16 protein-coding genes are annotated in these 15053 nt (G+C 72.9%); 8 read left to right on the top strand and 8 right to left on the bottom strand.

Going from position 1 to position 15053, the window contains the following annotated elements; all coding sequences use genetic code 11:
- Window positions 1-1081, top strand: a 1081-nt coding sequence (locus tag V6M57_RS15115) for a DUF3482 domain-containing protein (RefSeq protein WP_332815825.1), incomplete at its 5' end; no start/stop codon positions are given.
- Between the two features lie 18 nt (window positions 1082-1099).
- On the opposite strand, the gene V6M57_RS15110 is transcribed toward V6M57_RS15115, so the two are convergent.
- The 5 genes from V6M57_RS15110 to V6M57_RS15090 all read right to left on the bottom strand — a co-directional run bounded on the left by V6M57_RS15110 (window position 1100) and on the right by V6M57_RS15090 (window position 6711).
- Window positions 1100-1285, bottom strand: a complete 186-nt coding sequence (locus tag V6M57_RS15110; RefSeq protein ID WP_332815824.1) for a CsbD family protein — start codon at window positions 1283-1285, stop codon at window positions 1100-1102.
- Between the two features lie 107 nt (window positions 1286-1392).
- Window positions 1393-2211 (bottom strand): alpha/beta hydrolase, encoded by an 819-nt coding sequence (locus V6M57_RS15105; RefSeq protein ID WP_332815823.1) that lies wholly within the window; start codon window positions 2209-2211, stop codon window positions 1393-1395.
- A 119-nt stretch (window positions 2212-2330) separates the two neighbouring features.
- On the bottom strand, window positions 2331-3503 hold the full coding sequence (locus tag V6M57_RS15100; protein WP_332815822.1) for a hypothetical protein: 1173 nt from the start codon (window positions 3501-3503) through the stop codon (window positions 2331-2333).
- 20 nt (window positions 3504-3523) lie between these two features.
- On the bottom strand, window positions 3524-4336 hold the full coding sequence (locus V6M57_RS15095; protein ID WP_332815821.1) for a ferritin-like domain-containing protein: 813 nt from the start codon (window positions 4334-4336) through the stop codon (window positions 3524-3526).
- A 110-nt stretch (window positions 4337-4446) separates the two neighbouring features.
- Complete coding sequence (locus V6M57_RS15090; protein WP_332815820.1) at window positions 4447-6711, bottom strand: ATP-dependent DNA helicase; 2265 nt, start codon at window positions 6709-6711, stop codon at window positions 4447-4449.
- A gap of 104 nt (window positions 6712-6815) precedes the next feature.
- Here V6M57_RS15090 and V6M57_RS15085 point away from each other — a divergent pair, with 104 nt between their 5' ends.
- The 7 genes from V6M57_RS15085 (at window position 6816) to V6M57_RS15055 (ending at window position 13920) form a co-directional block, all read left to right on the top strand.
- Entirely contained in the window at window positions 6816-9722 is a 2907-nt protein-coding gene (locus V6M57_RS15085) for a monovalent cation/H+ antiporter subunit A (protein WP_332815819.1), read from the top strand.
- A complete protein-coding gene (locus V6M57_RS15080) occupies window positions 9722-10066 on the top strand; it encodes a Na+/H+ antiporter subunit C (protein WP_332815818.1) in 345 nt (114 codons plus the stop codon). Before V6M57_RS15085 ends, V6M57_RS15080 begins: the two co-directional genes overlap by 1 nt.
- A 58-nt stretch (window positions 10067-10124) precedes the next feature.
- Window positions 10125-11828, top strand: a complete 1704-nt coding sequence (locus tag V6M57_RS15075; protein WP_332815817.1) for a monovalent cation/H+ antiporter subunit D — start codon at window positions 10125-10127, stop codon at window positions 11826-11828.
- Window positions 11825-12313, top strand: coding sequence for a Na+/H+ antiporter subunit E (locus V6M57_RS15070; RefSeq protein ID WP_332815816.1), 489 nt, complete (start codon window positions 11825-11827; stop codon window positions 12311-12313). Before V6M57_RS15075 ends, V6M57_RS15070 begins: the two co-directional genes overlap by 4 nt.
- Entirely contained in the window at window positions 12310-12588 is a 279-nt protein-coding gene (locus tag V6M57_RS15065; protein WP_332815815.1) for a K+/H+ antiporter subunit F, read from the top strand. The genes V6M57_RS15070 and V6M57_RS15065 overlap by 4 nt, the downstream gene beginning before the upstream one ends.
- Window positions 12585-12926 carry a monovalent cation/H(+) antiporter subunit G gene (gene mnhG, locus V6M57_RS15060; RefSeq protein WP_332815814.1) on the top strand — a complete coding sequence of 114 codons (342 nt, stop codon included), beginning with the start codon at window positions 12585-12587 and terminating at the stop codon, window positions 12924-12926. The genes V6M57_RS15065 and mnhG overlap by 4 nt, the downstream gene beginning before the upstream one ends.
- A 103-nt stretch (window positions 12927-13029) precedes the next feature.
- Window positions 13030-13920 carry a universal stress protein gene (locus V6M57_RS15055; RefSeq protein ID WP_332815813.1) on the top strand — a complete coding sequence of 297 codons (891 nt, stop codon included), beginning with the start codon at window positions 13030-13032 and terminating at the stop codon, window positions 13918-13920.
- A gap of 39 nt (window positions 13921-13959) precedes the next feature.
- Here V6M57_RS15055 and V6M57_RS15050 read toward each other — a convergent pair whose 3' ends face one another.
- The 3 genes from V6M57_RS15050 to V6M57_RS15040 form a co-directional block, all read right to left on the bottom strand.
- Window positions 13960-14205 (bottom strand): DUF6139 family protein, encoded by a 246-nt coding sequence (locus tag V6M57_RS15050; RefSeq protein ID WP_332815812.1) that lies wholly within the window; start codon window positions 14203-14205, stop codon window positions 13960-13962.
- A 26-nt stretch (window positions 14206-14231) separates the two neighbouring features.
- Entirely contained in the window at window positions 14232-14402 is a 171-nt protein-coding gene (locus V6M57_RS15045) for a hypothetical protein (protein ID WP_332815811.1), read from the bottom strand.
- A 107-nt stretch (window positions 14403-14509) separates the two neighbouring features.
- On the bottom strand, window positions 14510-14968 hold the full coding sequence (locus tag V6M57_RS15040) for a hypothetical protein (protein WP_332815810.1): 459 nt from the start codon (window positions 14966-14968) through the stop codon (window positions 14510-14512).
- Window positions 14969-15053: the final 85 nt, after the last annotated feature.

Genomic DNA, 15053 nt, shown 5'->3' with positions numbered 1-15053 from the left:
GCAGGCCGCCCTGGTGCTGGCGGGCGCCCCGGCGGCGACACGCGCGGACGTGCTGCTGCTGGCCTGCGGGCAGCCCGGCGAGCTGGACGCGTGGACCGCCTGGCTGCAGCACGGCTCGTCGCCGGCGCTGCTGCTGGCCGCCGAGGGCTGCGAGTCGGCCTGTGCCGCGCTGCTGCGCCGCGCCCCCGCCGGCGGCGAGACGCTGCCGCTGGCGGCCCTGCCCACCTGGCGCGAGGACGCCCGGCTGCGGGCCGCGATCGAGCGGCTGCTGCCGCCCTGGAAGGCGGCCGGCGCGCAGCGGCTGTGGGTGGTGTGGGAAGAGCGCGCCCATGCGAGGCTGGTCGAATCCATGCGCCTGCTGGCGGCGGAAGTCGCACAGGCCGCGCGCGACAGCGAGGAACTGGGCACGCGGCCGACGGGCGTGCGCCAGCTGGTGGTGCGGGAGGAGCGCGAAGCCGGGCAGGCGGCCCGCCGGCAGGCGATGGCCGCGCTGCTGGCGCGGGTGCGCGAACGGCAGGCGGGCGGCGACGCGCGCCTGCGCGAGCTGCACGGGGTGGACGCCGCAGGCGCATCGTCGCCGGAGCCGCACGAGTTGCCGGAGCGTTTTCGCATCGAGCAACCCGTGCACGAACCCCAGGCCGGCCTGGCCGGCGCCGCCAGCGGCGCCGCGATGGGCGCCGCGGTGGACCTGATGACGGGCGGGCTGACCCTGGGCGCGGCCAGCGCGCTCGGCGCGCTCGTGGGCGGCGGCGCCGCGCTGGTGGCGGCCGCGTGGAAGAACCGAGGTGCGCAGGCGCCCGGGCAGTCCACGGTGGCCCTGAGCGACGAGATGCTGCAGGCCCTGGCCAGGGCCGTGCTGCTGCGCTACCTGGACGTGGCGCACCGCGGCCGCGCGGCGGCCGAGCCGGATCTCTGGCGCACCAAGGTCGACGCGGCGGTGGGCGCCGAGCAGCAGGCGCTGCAGGCGTTGTGGCCACGGCTGCGCGTCGAGGGCAGCGAAGCCGACGCCACCGCCGCCCTCGCCGGGCTGCTGGAGCGGCTCGGCCTGCGCGTGCTGGGCGAACTCGGCGGCGCCGTGTAGGGGCTGTGCCGGCGTGCCCTAGGGCTTGCGCACGATCTGGTCGACGCCTTCCTTCAGGTCGCCGACCTTCTTCTGGACCTTGCCTTCCTGTTCGCGCGCATGGCCGCGCGCTTCCTGCTCGCGGTCGCCGCGCAGGCGCCCGGCCTGCTCCTGGGTTTCACCGGCCGCTTCCTTCAGCTTGCCCTTGACCTGGTCCTTCTTCATGGCGGACTCCTTCCGTGCAGTGGAGGCCAGCACGGTAAGCCGACCAGGGCGCGGCGCAAGCAAGAGCAGGGCGGGCGAACGCGTCCGTGCAGGCCTACAACGGCCGCTCAGCGGACCGCCGCGGCCTCGACCGTCGCCCGGATCCAGCGCACCGCTTCGTCCGCGCAGGCCATGGGCGCGCCCAGGTGGTCGGCGCGCGGCTCGTACAGGCGGTTGGCCGGATGCGGCGGCAAGCCTTCCCACAGTTCACGCTTGACCTTGCGCAGGTTGGCCAGGTCGCGCGTGGGGACCGCCAGCAGCACCGGCGTGCCCGGCCGCAGGCGCCGCCAGACGGCACGCCAGTTCATCGCACCCTCCGGGTCGAACCAGCTGACGTAGGCGGACGGCACGGCGTGCGGCAGGTCGTAGCGGGCCGGGCTCACCACGTCCGAGTCCTGCAGCACCATCGGCTCGTCGCCGCGCCCGGCGGCGATCCGTTCGCGGGCCCGGGCCAGCTGGTCGGCGAGCGGCTTCATGTCGCTGCCGCCATTGGGCGCGATCGCCACCAGGGCGTCGACCGGCACGCGTCCCGCCATGTGGGCCGCGAAGAAGCCGCCCAGGCTGAAGCCGGCCACGACCAGCCGGGTGGCGCCGTCGCGCCGCAGTGATTCCAGCGCGTCCTGTACGGTGCGCTCGGCGGCCGCCACCGGCCGGCTGAACGCACGCGGTCCGCCGTAGGGCAGGTCGGGCGTGAGCACGCGCCAGCCGGGCTGGCGCAGCCGCGCGGCCAGCGCCGCCATGCTCTCGCCGGTGGCGCCGATCCCGTGCAGCAGCACGATGCCGATCCGGTGGGCCGGATCGGCGACGGCGGTCGGCTGCGCGGGCACGGCCGGGGCGCGACCGAAAAGGCCGGAGAGCAGCAGGGCGGTGAGGGTGCGACGGGGCATGTCCACGGCAGGGTGTCCGGCAAGAACCCGCCCGCGCAGCCGGGGCGGCGCGGGCCGTTCCGCAACCTTACCCTGGCCTGCACCACCGTGGCCGCGCCGCCGATGGCCCGATCAGGCCATCACGTCCCGACCGGTTCGCGCATCAGCTCGGTGCCCGGCGTCCAGCTCCAGGTCGCCGCCACCGTCTCGGAGGGCGACCCGCCCGCATTCACCGCCTTGCGGTAGTCGAGCGAGGAGCGGCCCTCCTGCGATTCGTCGACGAATTCGGTGCCGCGCTTGCGCAGCTGGGTCTCGCTCTCGACCACCTGCCGCACGAATTCGCGCTGGCTGCTGAACTGGATGAAGGGCGGCAGCCGGCCGTCGCGCAGCAGTTCGGCGGCGTCGCGCCGCTCGGTGTCCTCGAACAGGCGCAGTGCCGCCTGCAGGTGGCCCAGCTCGTAGTCCAGGAACCGCTCCCACAGCGCCTTGACGCGCGGATTGCCCTCCTGCTGCAGGCAGGCGGCGTAGTTCCAGACTTCGCAGACTTCGCCCAGCACCAGCTTCTCCAGCGGCGTTTCGTTCGGGTTCAGCATGGAGCCGTAGTGGGTGATGTGCTGCGACTCCACGCTGGCGATCTCGGCATAGAGCTGGCGCGCCAGCGGATCGGCGAACACCGGCCCGATGTTCATGTAGTAGTCGTGGGTCTGGTACTCGCCGCCGGTGAGGGTCAGCGCGTGCAGCTTGGTCGCCAGTTCCGCGTCGGCGCCATAGGGCTCCAGCAGCTCGTGCTCGGGCGCGCGGTGGTGGAACAGCGTCGCGCGCGCCGGCACGATGTCGGTGTAGCCCTGGGTGATGTTGTTGGCGTCCTTGCCCTCCAGCCGGTCCAGCAGGGCGCTGTAGCGGTACAGGTGGTCGAAGTCCTCCAGCAGTGCGTAGCGGTAGCCCTGGGCCAGGTAGGGGTCCGGCTCCAGCTGGGCCACCGAGGCCGTGACCTCGATCGCGGTCTGCTCGTAGCCGATGGTGGTCTCGATCGGCGAGTGGTCGGCGCCGATCAGCCAGTTGATGGTGGTGGCCTGGTGCTGCTCCACCCGCATCAGCTCGGCCAGCAGTGGCCGCGCGGCGCCGTCCTGGCAGCGGATGCCGACCTGCTTGGTGCGCAGCGAATCCAGCTCCAGCCCGTTCATCAGGATGATGCGCACGCGGGTGAATGCGTCGTCGTCCAGCTTGCTGATCGGCTGGCCGACCATGTCTTTCCAGCTCATTCGCTGGCGCTGCAGCGGCGTGCCCTTGTCCTTCAGGAGGTCGATGGCCATGGCGAATCCTTTCCTGCCCGTCAAACGGCCGGTGTCCCGGCACCTTCGGCCAGCAGGGAGGCCAGCCAGCCGCGGATCGTGACCAGGTGCTCCTGCTCCTGCGCCAGCGCGCCCAGGAAGCGGCCGGCCAGCTCCGACTGGCCGGTCTGCTCGGCCAGCTGGATCAGCAGTTCCCAGCCGGCGTTGTCGGTCAGCTCCGCGCTGAGCATCGCGTTCAGGCACTGCGCCAGCGTCGTGCGCGGGTCGGTCATCACCTGCATCAGCCCCATCGAAGCCGTGGCGATCACGTCGGCGCACGGTGTCTGCGCCGTCGGGTCGCCGCCGATCTCCTGCATCGCGACGCACAGCAGCCGGAAATGCTCCAGCTCCTCGGAGCGGATGCGCTGCAGCGTCTGCGCCGGCGCTTCGCCCAGGACCGGCGCGAGCACCGCCATGCCCTGCGCATGGGCGACCTCGTGCACCTTCTCGGCCGGAGGCAGGACATCGCCGGCCTGCTGTGCAGCCGCTTCGTACTTGGCCAGCAGCGCCTCGTACAGGCGCACGCCGGCGCGCTCGAACGCGATGCGTTCCCCCACCTTGTCCATCAGCAGGCCGGGCGACCCGCCCTTGAGCCGTCCCAGCGCCGCCTTCGGCTTGCCGTCCAGGCCCACCGGCGGCGGGATCGATCCCAGCGGCTCCGACTGGTGGATGTACAACAGGCGCTCGGCCTCGGCCGCGCCGGTGTCGATCGGCACCGGCGGCATCAGTTCATTGACGGCATCGGTCATCGCCTGGGTGCCTTGCGCCGAAGCGGTGGCGCCGGTGCGATTGAGTCCGGGGAGGGTGGCTTGCATGGAGGGAATCCTTGGGGTCCGGCAAAGCCACGATCTTTGGCCGGGCTGCCGCGCCGGCCTGTAGGACGGCTGCCTTGTTTCCCATCGCCGATCGCGGCGGCCCGGCAACCTCAGGCGGGCTCGAGCGACACCCGCCACCACGCCGGCAGCAGGGCGCGCACTTCCGGCCGGGCGAAGCGATCGTCGATCAGCACCACGGTCCCGCGGTCCTCGCGGGTGCGGATCACGCGGCCGGCGGCCTGCACCACCTTGCGCAAGCCGGGGTACAGGTAGGCGTAGTCCCAGCCGGCGCCGAAGCGGCGTTGCATGCGGCGGCGCATCTCTTCGTTGACCGGATTCACCTGCGGCAAGCCCAGCGTGGCGATGAAGGCGCCGACCAGCCGGTCGCCGGGCAGGTCGATGCCCTCGCCGAAGCTGCCGCCCAGCACCGCGAAGCCCAGCGCCTGCCCGCCCGGCACGAAGCGATCCAGGAACTCGCGCCGCTGCGCTTCGGGCATGGACGGCGACTGCTCGAACAGCGGCCAGCGCGGCTGCCGTTCGCGCACCGCCGCGGCTACCCGGCCCATGTAGTCGAAGCTGCTGAAGAAGGCCAGCCAGTTGCCGGGCTGGGCCAGCCATTGGCGCGCGATCAGGTCGGCGATCGGCTCCACCGAGCGCTCGCGGTGCTGCCAGCGGGTGGAGATGCCGCGCACCAGCCGCACGCTCAGCTGCTCGGCCGCGAAGGGCGAGGGCACGTCGATCCAGGCGGCCGTGTCGGGCAGGCCGAGCATGTCGCGATAGAAGGCGTCCGGCGCGAGGGTGGCCGAGAACAGCACGGCCGACTGGGCGTCGCGAAAGCGGGGGCCGAGGAAGGGTGCCGGCACCAGGTTGCGGATGCAGGGCAGGGCCTGCGGCCCGCGCGGTCCGGGCCGCAGCGTCAGGTCGAACACCGAGTGCTCGCCGAACGTCTCGGCCAGCCGCAGCATCGCGAGCGCATCGAACCAGAACTGCTGCAGGCGCGGCGCCGGCTCATGCGGCGCCTCGGCCAGGTGGTCGGCGATCGCGGCCGAAGTGTCCTGCAGCGCATCGAACCAGTCGTCCGGCAGCGCCTCGTGCACCGCATAGGGCTCCTGCTGCGAACTGGCGAGGGCATCCCATGCGCGCGCCAGCCGGCCGAGCGCGCGCCTGACCCTCGGCGGCGCCTTCGGCCGCAACGCCTGCAGGTCGGCCGGGTCCATCCGGGCGGAATACATCTCGCGCCCGCGCTCGACCAGGTTGTGCGCCTCGTCGACCAGCAGCGCGGCCCGCCAGCCCTGCTCCTGCGCCAGGGCATGCAGCAGCGCGGACCCGTCGAACCAGTAGTTGTAGTCGCCCACCACCACGTCGGCCCAGCGCGCCAGCTCCTGCGAGAGGTAGTAGGGGCACACCGAGTGGGCCAGGGCGAGCTCGCGCAGCGGCGGGTGCGCCATCGGGCCGCCGGCCAGTGCCGCGGCCCGCGCGGCCGGCAGCCGGTCGTAGAAACCCCGGGCCAGCGGACACGATTCGCCGTGGCAGGCCTTGTCCGGGTGCTCGCAGGCCTTGTCGCGCGCGACCAGTTCCAGCACGCGCAGGGGCGCCCCCGCACCCGTGCCGGCGATGCCCTCCAGCGCGTGCAGGGCCAGTTGCCGGCCCGGTGTCTTGGCCGCCAGGAAGAACAGCTTGTCGATGCGCGCACCCGGCATCGCCTTGAGCACGGGGAACAGGGTGCCCACGGTCTTGCCGATGCCGGTCGGCGCCTGCGCCAGCAGGCAGCGGCCGTTCGTGGCCACGCGGTAGGCGGCTTCGGCCAGCTCGCGCTGGCCGGGTCGGAACACCTCGTGCGGGAAGGCGAGGGCGGCCAGGGCGGCATCGCGGCCTTCGCGGTGCGCCACTTCCTGGTCGGCCCAGGCCAGGAAGCGCGCGCACAGGTCCTCGGCGAAGGCGCGCAGCTCATCGCGGTGGTGCCGCGCCTCGATTCGCGTTTCCTGCTGCCGCCCCACGTCGTAATAGACCAGCGCGATGTCCAGCGATTCGATGCCGCGCGCCTCGCACAGCAGCCAGCCGTAGACGCGTGCCTGCGCCCAGTGCAGTTGCCGGTGGTTGGCCGGCTGGCGCGCCAGGTCGCCGCGGCAGGTCTTGATTTCCTCCAGCCGGTTGCGCGCCGGGTCGTAGCCGTCGGCGCGGCCGCGCACCCGCAGCCGGGCGAACGAGCCCTCCAGCGCGACCTCCCGCTCGTAGCCGGCGCCGCGCGCGCGGGTGACCGCCGCATGGCCGGCGATGCCCTCCAGCGCGGTCGGCGCCGGCGTGAACCGCAGGTCCAGGTCGCCCGCCTTGGCCGTGAACTCGCACAGGGTCCGGACCGCGACGGTGTACTGCATGGGAGCCGGATGGTAGCAATCGGTGGCCATGCCCATGGCCCGCCATCCACCGTGCCTCGCGGCCGCTCCCGGCGCCATCACCACCGTCCACTACACTCGAATGGATGTCCTTGGGGTGGGTGCTTCTGCTTCCGTTCGTCGGCAGTGCGGTGGCCGCCGTGCTGCCCACCCGCGCGCGCAACCAGGAGTCGCTGCTCGCCGCCGCGGTGGCGCTGGCCACCGCATTGCCGCTGGCGATGCTGTTCCCGCAGGTGGCCGACGGCGGCGTCGTCAGCCAGCGGATCGCCTGGATCCCCAGCCTCGGGATGGACCTGCTGATCCGGGTCGACGGCTTCGCCTGGATGTTCGCGATGCTGGTCACCGTCATCGGCGCGCTGGTGGTGGTGTATGCGCGCTACTACCTCTCGGCCGACGATCCGGCGGCCCGCTTCTATTCGCTGCTGCTCGCCTTCATGGGCTCCATGCTGGGCGTGGTGCTCTCGGGCAACCTGGTGCAGCTGGTGGTGTTCTGGGAGCTGACCAGCCTGTTCTCCTTCCTGCTGATCGGCTACTGGCACCACCGCAAGGAGGCGCGGCGCGGCGCGCGCATCGCGTTCGTGGTCACCGCCACCGGCGGGCTGGCGCTGCTGGCCGGCGTGCTGCTGATCGGGCAGGTCGTCGGCAGCTACGAGCTGGACGAGGTGCTGCTGGCCGGCGAGCGGATCCGCGCGCACGAGTGGTACCCGCTTGCGGTCACCCTGGTCCTGCTGGGTGCGCTGACCAAGAGCGCGCAGTTCCCCTTCCACTTCTGGCTGCCGCACGCGATGGCGGCGCCCACGCCCGTGTCGGCCTACCTGCACTCGGCCACGATGGTGAAGGCCGGCGTGTTCCTGATGGCCCGGTTGTGGCCGGTGCTCGCCGGGACCGACACGTGGTTCTGGATCGTGGGCGGCGCCGGCGTCGTCACCCTGCTGCTGGGCGCGTATGCGGCCATGTTCCAGAACGACCTGAAGGGATTGCTGGCCTACTCGACCATCAGCCACCTGGGCCTGATCACGCTGCTGCTCGGCCTCAACAGCACCCTGGCAGCCGTCGCGGCGGTGTTCCACATGATGAACCACGCCACCTTCAAGGCCTCGCTGTTCATGGCCGTGGGCATCATCGACCACGAGACCGGCACCCGCGACATGCGCCGGCTGGACGGCCTGTACCGCTACATGCCGGGCACCGCCACGCTGGCCATGGTGGCCTGTGCCGCGATGGCCGGCGTCCCGCTGCTCAACGGCTTCCTGTCCAAGGAGATGTTCTTCGCCGAGACCGTGTTCGTCCAGGGCCAGCCCTGGGTCGAGAGCGCGCTGCCGGTCGCGGCCACCCTCTACGGCGTGTTCGCGGTGGTCTATTCGCTGCGCTTCGGCCACGACGTGTTCTTCGGGCCGCCGCCGAACTGCCCGCGGGTGCCGGAGGAGCCGGTGCGCTGGATGCGGGCGCCGATCGAGCTGCTGGTGCTGGCCTGCCTGACGGTGGGCATCCTGCCCAACTGGGCCATCGGCGACGTGCTGCGCGCGGCGGCCGACCCGGTGGTGGGCGGCAAGCTGCCCGCCTTCAGCCTGGCGATCTGGCACGGCTTCACGGCGCCGCTGGCCATGAGCCTGGCGGCCATGCTGGGCGGCATCGCGGTGTACCTGGCGTTCGCCCAGCGCTTCAAGCAGCGTGGCTCGCGCCGGGCGCCGCTGATCGGCGCGCTGGACGGCAAGCGCCTGTTCGAGGTGGTGCTGGCCCAGCTCACCCAGGCGGCGCGGCGCGCGATCCGGCTGACCAGCAGCCGCCACCTGCAGACGCAGGTGCTCTGGATGCTGGTGATCGCAGGCGCCGCCGGCCTGGGGTCCACCCTGCTGGTGCCGCTGGAGTGGGGCTTTCGCGAGCGCGTGCCGGCCACGCCGGAGTTCGTCGTGCTGTGGTCCATCGGCGCCGCGGCCGCGGTGGGCGCGGCCTGGCAGGCCAAGTTCCACCGGCTGGTCGCGCTGATGCTGCTCAGCCTGGTGGGCCTGGTGCTGTGCCTGACCTTCGCGTGGTTCTCCGCGCCCGACCTCGCGCTCACGCAGCTGGCGGTGGAGGCGGTCACCGCGGTGCTGTTCCTGCTCGGCCTGCGCTGGATGCCCAAGCGCATCGCGCTGGACGACCCGCGCACGCGCTGGCGCGCCCAGTGGCGGCGCCGGCGCGACTTCGTGCTGGCGGTGCTGGCCGGCGCGGGCCTGGCGGCCCTGTCGTATGCCATGCTCACGCGCAGCGCCCCGCAGAGCATCTCGCCCTTCTTCCTCGCCCGGTCGCTGCCGGAAGGCGGCGGCACCAACGTGGTCAACGTGATGCTGGTGGACTTCCGCGCCTTCGACACGCTGGGCGAGATCACCGTGCTGGGCATCGTCGGGCTGACGGTGTTCGCGCTGCTGCGGCGGTTCCGGCCCCCGCGCGAGGTCAGCGAGCTGCCGCCGCAGCAGCAGGCGGCGCGGGCGGCGCCGGCCACCGACCTGCACGTGGCGCCGCCCGACGAGGACGGCAACCCGCACGGCTACCTGCTGGTGCCCGCGGTGCTGGTGCGGCTGGTGCTGCCGATCGCCATCGTGGTGGCGGTGCACCTGTTCCTGCGCGGGCACAACCAGCCGGGCGGGGGGTTCGTCGCCGGCCTGGTGGTGGCCATCGCCTTCATCGTGCAGTACATGGTCGGCGGCACCCAGTGGGTCGAGGAGCGCGTCAACCTGCGGCCGCCGCGCTGGATCGCGTGGGGACTGCTGCTGGCCGTCGCGACCGGGCTGGGCTCGCTCGGCTTCGGCTACCCGTTCCTGACCACGCACACTGCGCACGTGCACCTGCCGCTGGTGGGCGAGGTGCATTTCCCCAGCGCGACGCTGTTCGACCTGGGCGTGCTGGCCGTGGTGGTCGGCTCGACCCTGCTGCTGCTCACGGCGCTGGCCCACCAGTCGCTGCGCGCGCGGCGCCGGCCGGCCCGCGCCGCCGACCGGGAGGAGGCCGCCTGATGGAAGTCGTCGTCTCGCTGGCCATCGGCGTGCTGGTCTCGGCCGGCGTCTGGCTGGTGCTGCGCCCGCGCACCTACCAGGTGCTGATCGGGCTGTCGCTGCTGTCCTATGCCACCAACCTGTTCATCTTCAGCGTGGGCAGCCTGTCGCTCGACCGGGAGCCGATCGTCAAGCCGGGCGTGCCGGCCGACCTGCTGCACTACACCGACCCGGTGCCGCAGGCGCTGGTGCTCACGGCGATCGTGATCGGTTTCGCCACCACCGCGCTGTTCCTGGTGGTGCTGCTGGCGCTGCGCGGGCTGACCGACAGCGACCATGTCGACGGGCAGGAGGAGCGCCCATGACCGCCCGGCCGCCCGGCGGAGGCGCCCGCGCCGCGGTGCGCGGCTCGGAGGCTTCCCGATGAACCTGCCGGAGCCGGCCCACCTGGTGGCAGCGCCGATCCTGCTGCCGCTGCTGACGGCGGCGCTGATGGTGGGCATCGGCGAGCGCCGCTGGATGTTCAAGGCCGGGCTCAACGTCGTCTCGATGCTGGCCAGCCTCGGGCTGGCGGTCTGGCTGCTGGCGTGGCTGCACGCCGACGGCCGGCCCGGCGCGTCCGGCGTGTACCTGCCCGGTAACTGGCCGGTGCCCTTCGGCATCGTGCTGATGCTGGACCGCCTGTCCGGCCTGCTGCTGGTGCTGGCCGCCTGCGCGGGGCTGGCGTCGCTGCTGTTTTCGCTGGCGCGCTGGCACCGCGCCGGCGTCTGGTTCCACCCACTGCTGCAACTGCAGCTGATGGGCCTGAACGGGGCCTTCCTGACCGCCGACCTGTTCAACCTGTTCGTGTTCTTCGAGGTGCTGCTGGCCGCCTCCTATGGCCTGCTGCTGCACGGCGGCGGCGGCCTGCGCGTGCGCGCCGGGCTGCATTACATCGCCGTCAACCTGCTGGCCTCGCTGCTGTTCCTGGTCGGGGTGGCGCTGGTCTACGGCGTGACCGGCACGCTGAACATGGCCGACATCGCCAGCAAGCTGCCCTCGGTGCCGGCATCCGACCGCGGACTGCTGCATGCCGGCGCTGCGCTGCTGGCGGTGGCCTTCCTGGCCAAGGCCGCCCAGTGGCCCCTGAACTTCTGGCTGCCGCCGGCCTATTCCGCGGCCAGTGCGCCGGCCGCGGCCATGTTCGCCATCCTCACCAAGGTCGGCGTGTACGCGGTGCTGCGGCTGTGGACGCTGTGCTTCCCGGCCGGCGCGGGCGAGTCGGCCCACTTCGGCGGCAGCGTGCTGATCTGGGGCGGACTGGCGACCGTCGGCTTCGGTGCGTTCGGCATGCTGGCCTCGCACCAGCTCGGCCGGCTGGCCGGCTACTCGGTGGTCGCGTCGTCCGGCACGGTGCTGGCGGCGATCGGCTTCGACCGGCCGGCGCTGACCGGCGGCGCCCTGTTCTACCTGGCCAGTTCGGTGCTGGCCGGCGCCGCCTTGTTCCTGCTGGGCGAGCTGGTCGAACGGGCGCGCGAGGCCGAGGTCGATCCCCCCCGCGCCGACACCCTGGTGGGGCGGCTGCCCATGTTCGGGGCCGAGCCGCCCCAGGACGTCAACCTGGACGACGAACAGGTGGCGCTGATCGGCCGCGTGATGCCGGCTGCCGTGGCGTTCCTCGGCCTGGCCTTCCTGCTGTGCACCCTGGCGCTGGCCGGACTGCCGCCCCTGTCCGGCTTCGTCGGCAAGATGGCGATGCTGTCCGCGCTGCTGGAGGACGGTCCGGTCGTGGGCTCCGGCCCGGCGGCCGGCTGGACGCTGTTCGGCCTGCTGTTCGTCTCGGGACTGTTCGCCGCGATCGCGCTGACCCGAGCCTTCATCGGCCACCTCTGGGCACCGCAGGGGCGCCGGCCACCGCAGCTGCGGCTGGCCGAGGCGCTGCCGGTCGCGCTGCTGCTGGGCGGCGCCGTCGCGCTGGTGGTGCGCGCCGAGCCCGCACTGGCCTACATGCGCGCCACGGCGGCCGACCTGCACGAGCCGCAGCGCTACATCTCGGCGGTGCAGTCGGCGCGCCAGGTGCGAGGCCCCGGCGAACCGCTCGGGTGGCAGTCGCGGCGTCCGGCGCCGGCGCGGGAGGGCGGCTCGTGAGGCGCTGGTTCCCGTCGCTGCTGCTGTCCGCGGCGCTGTGGGCGCTCTGGCTGGTGCTCAACGAGAGCGCCGGCCCGGGACACCTGCTGCTCGGGCTGGTCATCGGGCTCGCCGTGCCGGTGCTGGTGGCGCCGCTCAAGCCCGCCGGCGGTCCGCTGCGCAAGCCGCTGGTGCTTGCCCGGCTGATCCTCACCGTCGGCCACGACGTGGTCCGGTCGGCGCTGGAGGTGGCCGGCGGCGTGCTGCGATCGCGCCGGCGGCCGCCGCGCGGCGGCTTCGCGACGATTCCGCTGGACCTGCGCGACCCGTTCGGGCTGGCGGCGCTGTCCATGATCACCACCGTGGTGCCCGGGACCGTGTGGTCGGAACTGGCCTCCGACAACAGGACCCTGCGCCTGCACGTCTTCGACCTGCCCGACGAGGCCGAATTCGTCGCGTTCTACAAGGACCGCTACGAGCGCCCGCTCAAGGAGATCTTCGGATGAGCAGCCTGTTTGCACTGGCGATCGGCGCGACCCTGGTCCTGTACGCGCTGGCCATCGTGGTCGCTTCGCTGCGCCTGGCCCGCGGCCCGCGCGCGCAGGACCGGGTGCTGGCACTGGACTTCATCTACGTGGTGGCGACGCTGGCCATGCTGGTGCTGGCCATCCGCTACGACAGCAGCATGTACTTCGAGGCCGCGCTGCTGATGGCCCTGTTCGGCTTCGCCAGCTCGGCCGCGATGGCCAAGTTCCTGCTGCGCGGGGAGGTGATCGAATGAGCGTGATCGAGGCCCTCGTGGCCCTGCTGCTGCTGGCCAGCGGCGCGGTGACGCTGGTCGGCGCGCTGGGCCTGCTGCGGCTGCGCGACTGCTTCCTGCGCATGCACGCGCCGTCGCTGGCCTACACGCTGGGCAGCTGGGCGGTGGCGCTGGCCTGCGTCCTGCACTTCAGCTTCGGCGAAGGGCGCCTGTCGCTGCACGTCTGGGTGGTGGTCATCCTGTTGTCGATCACGGCGCCGGTCACCACCGTGCTGCTGGCCCGCGCGTCGCTGTTCCGGCAGCGGCGCGCCGGTGACGACCTGCCGCCGCCGCTGGGCCAGCGCGAGGACGCGCCCTGACCGGCGCCGGCCCCGGCCGGGTCCTTTGCGGGAACAATCGGCAGCGGTGCGTCGACGCGGCGGCATGCGGCCTGCCCGGCACCCCTCACCGGAGAACCGAATCATGGATGCCATCGCCCAGGTGCTGGCCGCAACCGACTTCTCGCACGACAGCCGGCTGGCGGCCCGGCGCGCGGCCCGGATCGCCGCGGCGCAGGGTGCCGCGTTCGGACTGCTGCACGTGGTGGATACCGGCATCTGGAGCGGGCTGCGCGACCTGCTGGCGATGAAGCGCGATCTGCACGAAGCCGTGGTCGAGCAGGCGCGGATCCAGCTGGCCGTGCAAGCCGGGCAGATCGTGGACGAGGGGCACGGCGTGGCGGTTCACCAGCACCTGCGCGAAGGCGATCCGCTCCAGGAGGTGAAGCAGCAGGCCGCGGCAGCCGACCTGCTGGCGGTCGGCGCCCGCGGCAGCCATGCCTTCCGCGAACTGGCGCTCGGCACCCTGGCGGACCGCCTGTCGCGCGGCGCCGAGCGGCCGCTGCTGGTGGTGCGCAACGAGCCCGCCGCCGACTACGCCGACGTGCTGGTACCGGTGGACTTCTCCGAGTCCTCGCGCGAGGCCGTGCGGGCTGCGCAGCGTTTCGCGCCCGGCGCCACCTTGCACCTGCTGCATGCCTTCGACCTGGCGGAAGAAGGCAAGCTGCTGACGGCCGGCGTCAGCGACGACGCGATCGTCGCGCACCGGGCACGTGCCCGCGACGAGGCCCAGGCAGCCATGGATGTCCTGCAGCTCGAACTGGGCAGCGCCACGCGCACCACCACCGCCGTGTGCCCCGGCGACATCCGCGTGGTGATGCTGGACGCGGCCCGCGACCACGGCTGCGAAGTGATCGCGCTGGGCAAGCAGGGGCAGTCGCGGCTCGGTGACCTGTTCCTGGGCAGCGTCACGGCGTGGGCACTGGCGCACGCGCAAGCCGACGTGCTGGTCGTGCCCCGGGCGGCCTGGGCGTAACGCCGCCTGCGTCGGGCTGGCCCCGGCTGCTGCGGGGCCTCAGTCGCTGGCTTCCAGCTGGTGCTGGACGCTGGTGATCGCGTAGCCTTTCTCGCGGATCTGCCGGCCCGGGTGCTCGATCTGGTACTCGGCGATGCAGGACGACTCGGCATCCAGTTCCAGGTTGTTGGCCACCACGCGCCAGTCCACGTTGGTGACTTCCTGCGGGATCATCTGCCCCGCCGGCACGGCCATGAAGGAAAGCTTGTGCTCCGGCTCGGGCCGGCGGTAGATGTCCAGTTTCATGGGGTCTCCTTCTCGCTGTCGACGGCTCAGCCGCCCTGGTGCGGCCGCTTGCCGGGATTCTTCTTGTTGCGCGTGCGGGTGCCGCGCTCCAGGCTGACCTTCTGGCCGATCCCCCGTTTGGGCGGCGTGTAGCCGGCGCTGGCGGGCGGCGGCGGCGTGGCGCGGCGGTCGGCTTCGGTCACGATCTTCTTTCCCATGGATGGGCTCCTTGGCGGGCGCAACGCTCCCATTGCGCCATGCCGGCCGCGCTTTGCGCGTAGGCCTGTTCTTGCGATCGCTGTCAGCCGCCGCTGCCGTGCGCCGCTCAGGGGCAGCGCACCACGTGGCCGCTGGTGACGCAGGCGCCCCCCGGTCCGATCAGCAGCGGACCGGACCGGTTCAGCCGGGTGCCCTCGCTGGTCCAGCAGCCCGCCGCATCGCAGGAGGTCACCACCGGCGGCTGCTCGATGGCCACTGGTGGCGGCGCTGGCGCGGCAACGGCTGCGGGGGGCGGCACGGGCGGCTCGACCACGGGTGGCGGCACCACCAGGGGCGGCTGGGCCGTCGGCGCCGGTCGCTGCGCCTCGCCCTGGCCGCCCAGGCAGGCCTGCGCGGCCTCGCGCCGGATCGCTTCCACGTCGTCCCGGCCCGCGGTGGCACGCGCTGCCTGCAGGGCCGCCAGGCTGCGGCCGCAGGCAAACGATTTGAGCGGATCGGCGGCCAAGGCGGCCCCCGCGCCCGGAAAGGCGAGGGCGGCCAGGGCCAGCAGCAGGACGGGGCTCACGGTCCGGATTGGAGCGCGCGCCGTGCCGGTGGGTTCTGCCGCACCCTCCTACGCGAGGGCGCTGGCGCTGCCTACTGCCTTGTCG

Source organism: Ramlibacter sp. (assembly GCF_036676645.1).
Taxonomy (GTDB): Bacteria; Pseudomonadota; Gammaproteobacteria; order Burkholderiales; family Burkholderiaceae_C; genus Ramlibacter.
This window is presented reverse-complemented; position numbering and strand designations above follow the sequence as displayed.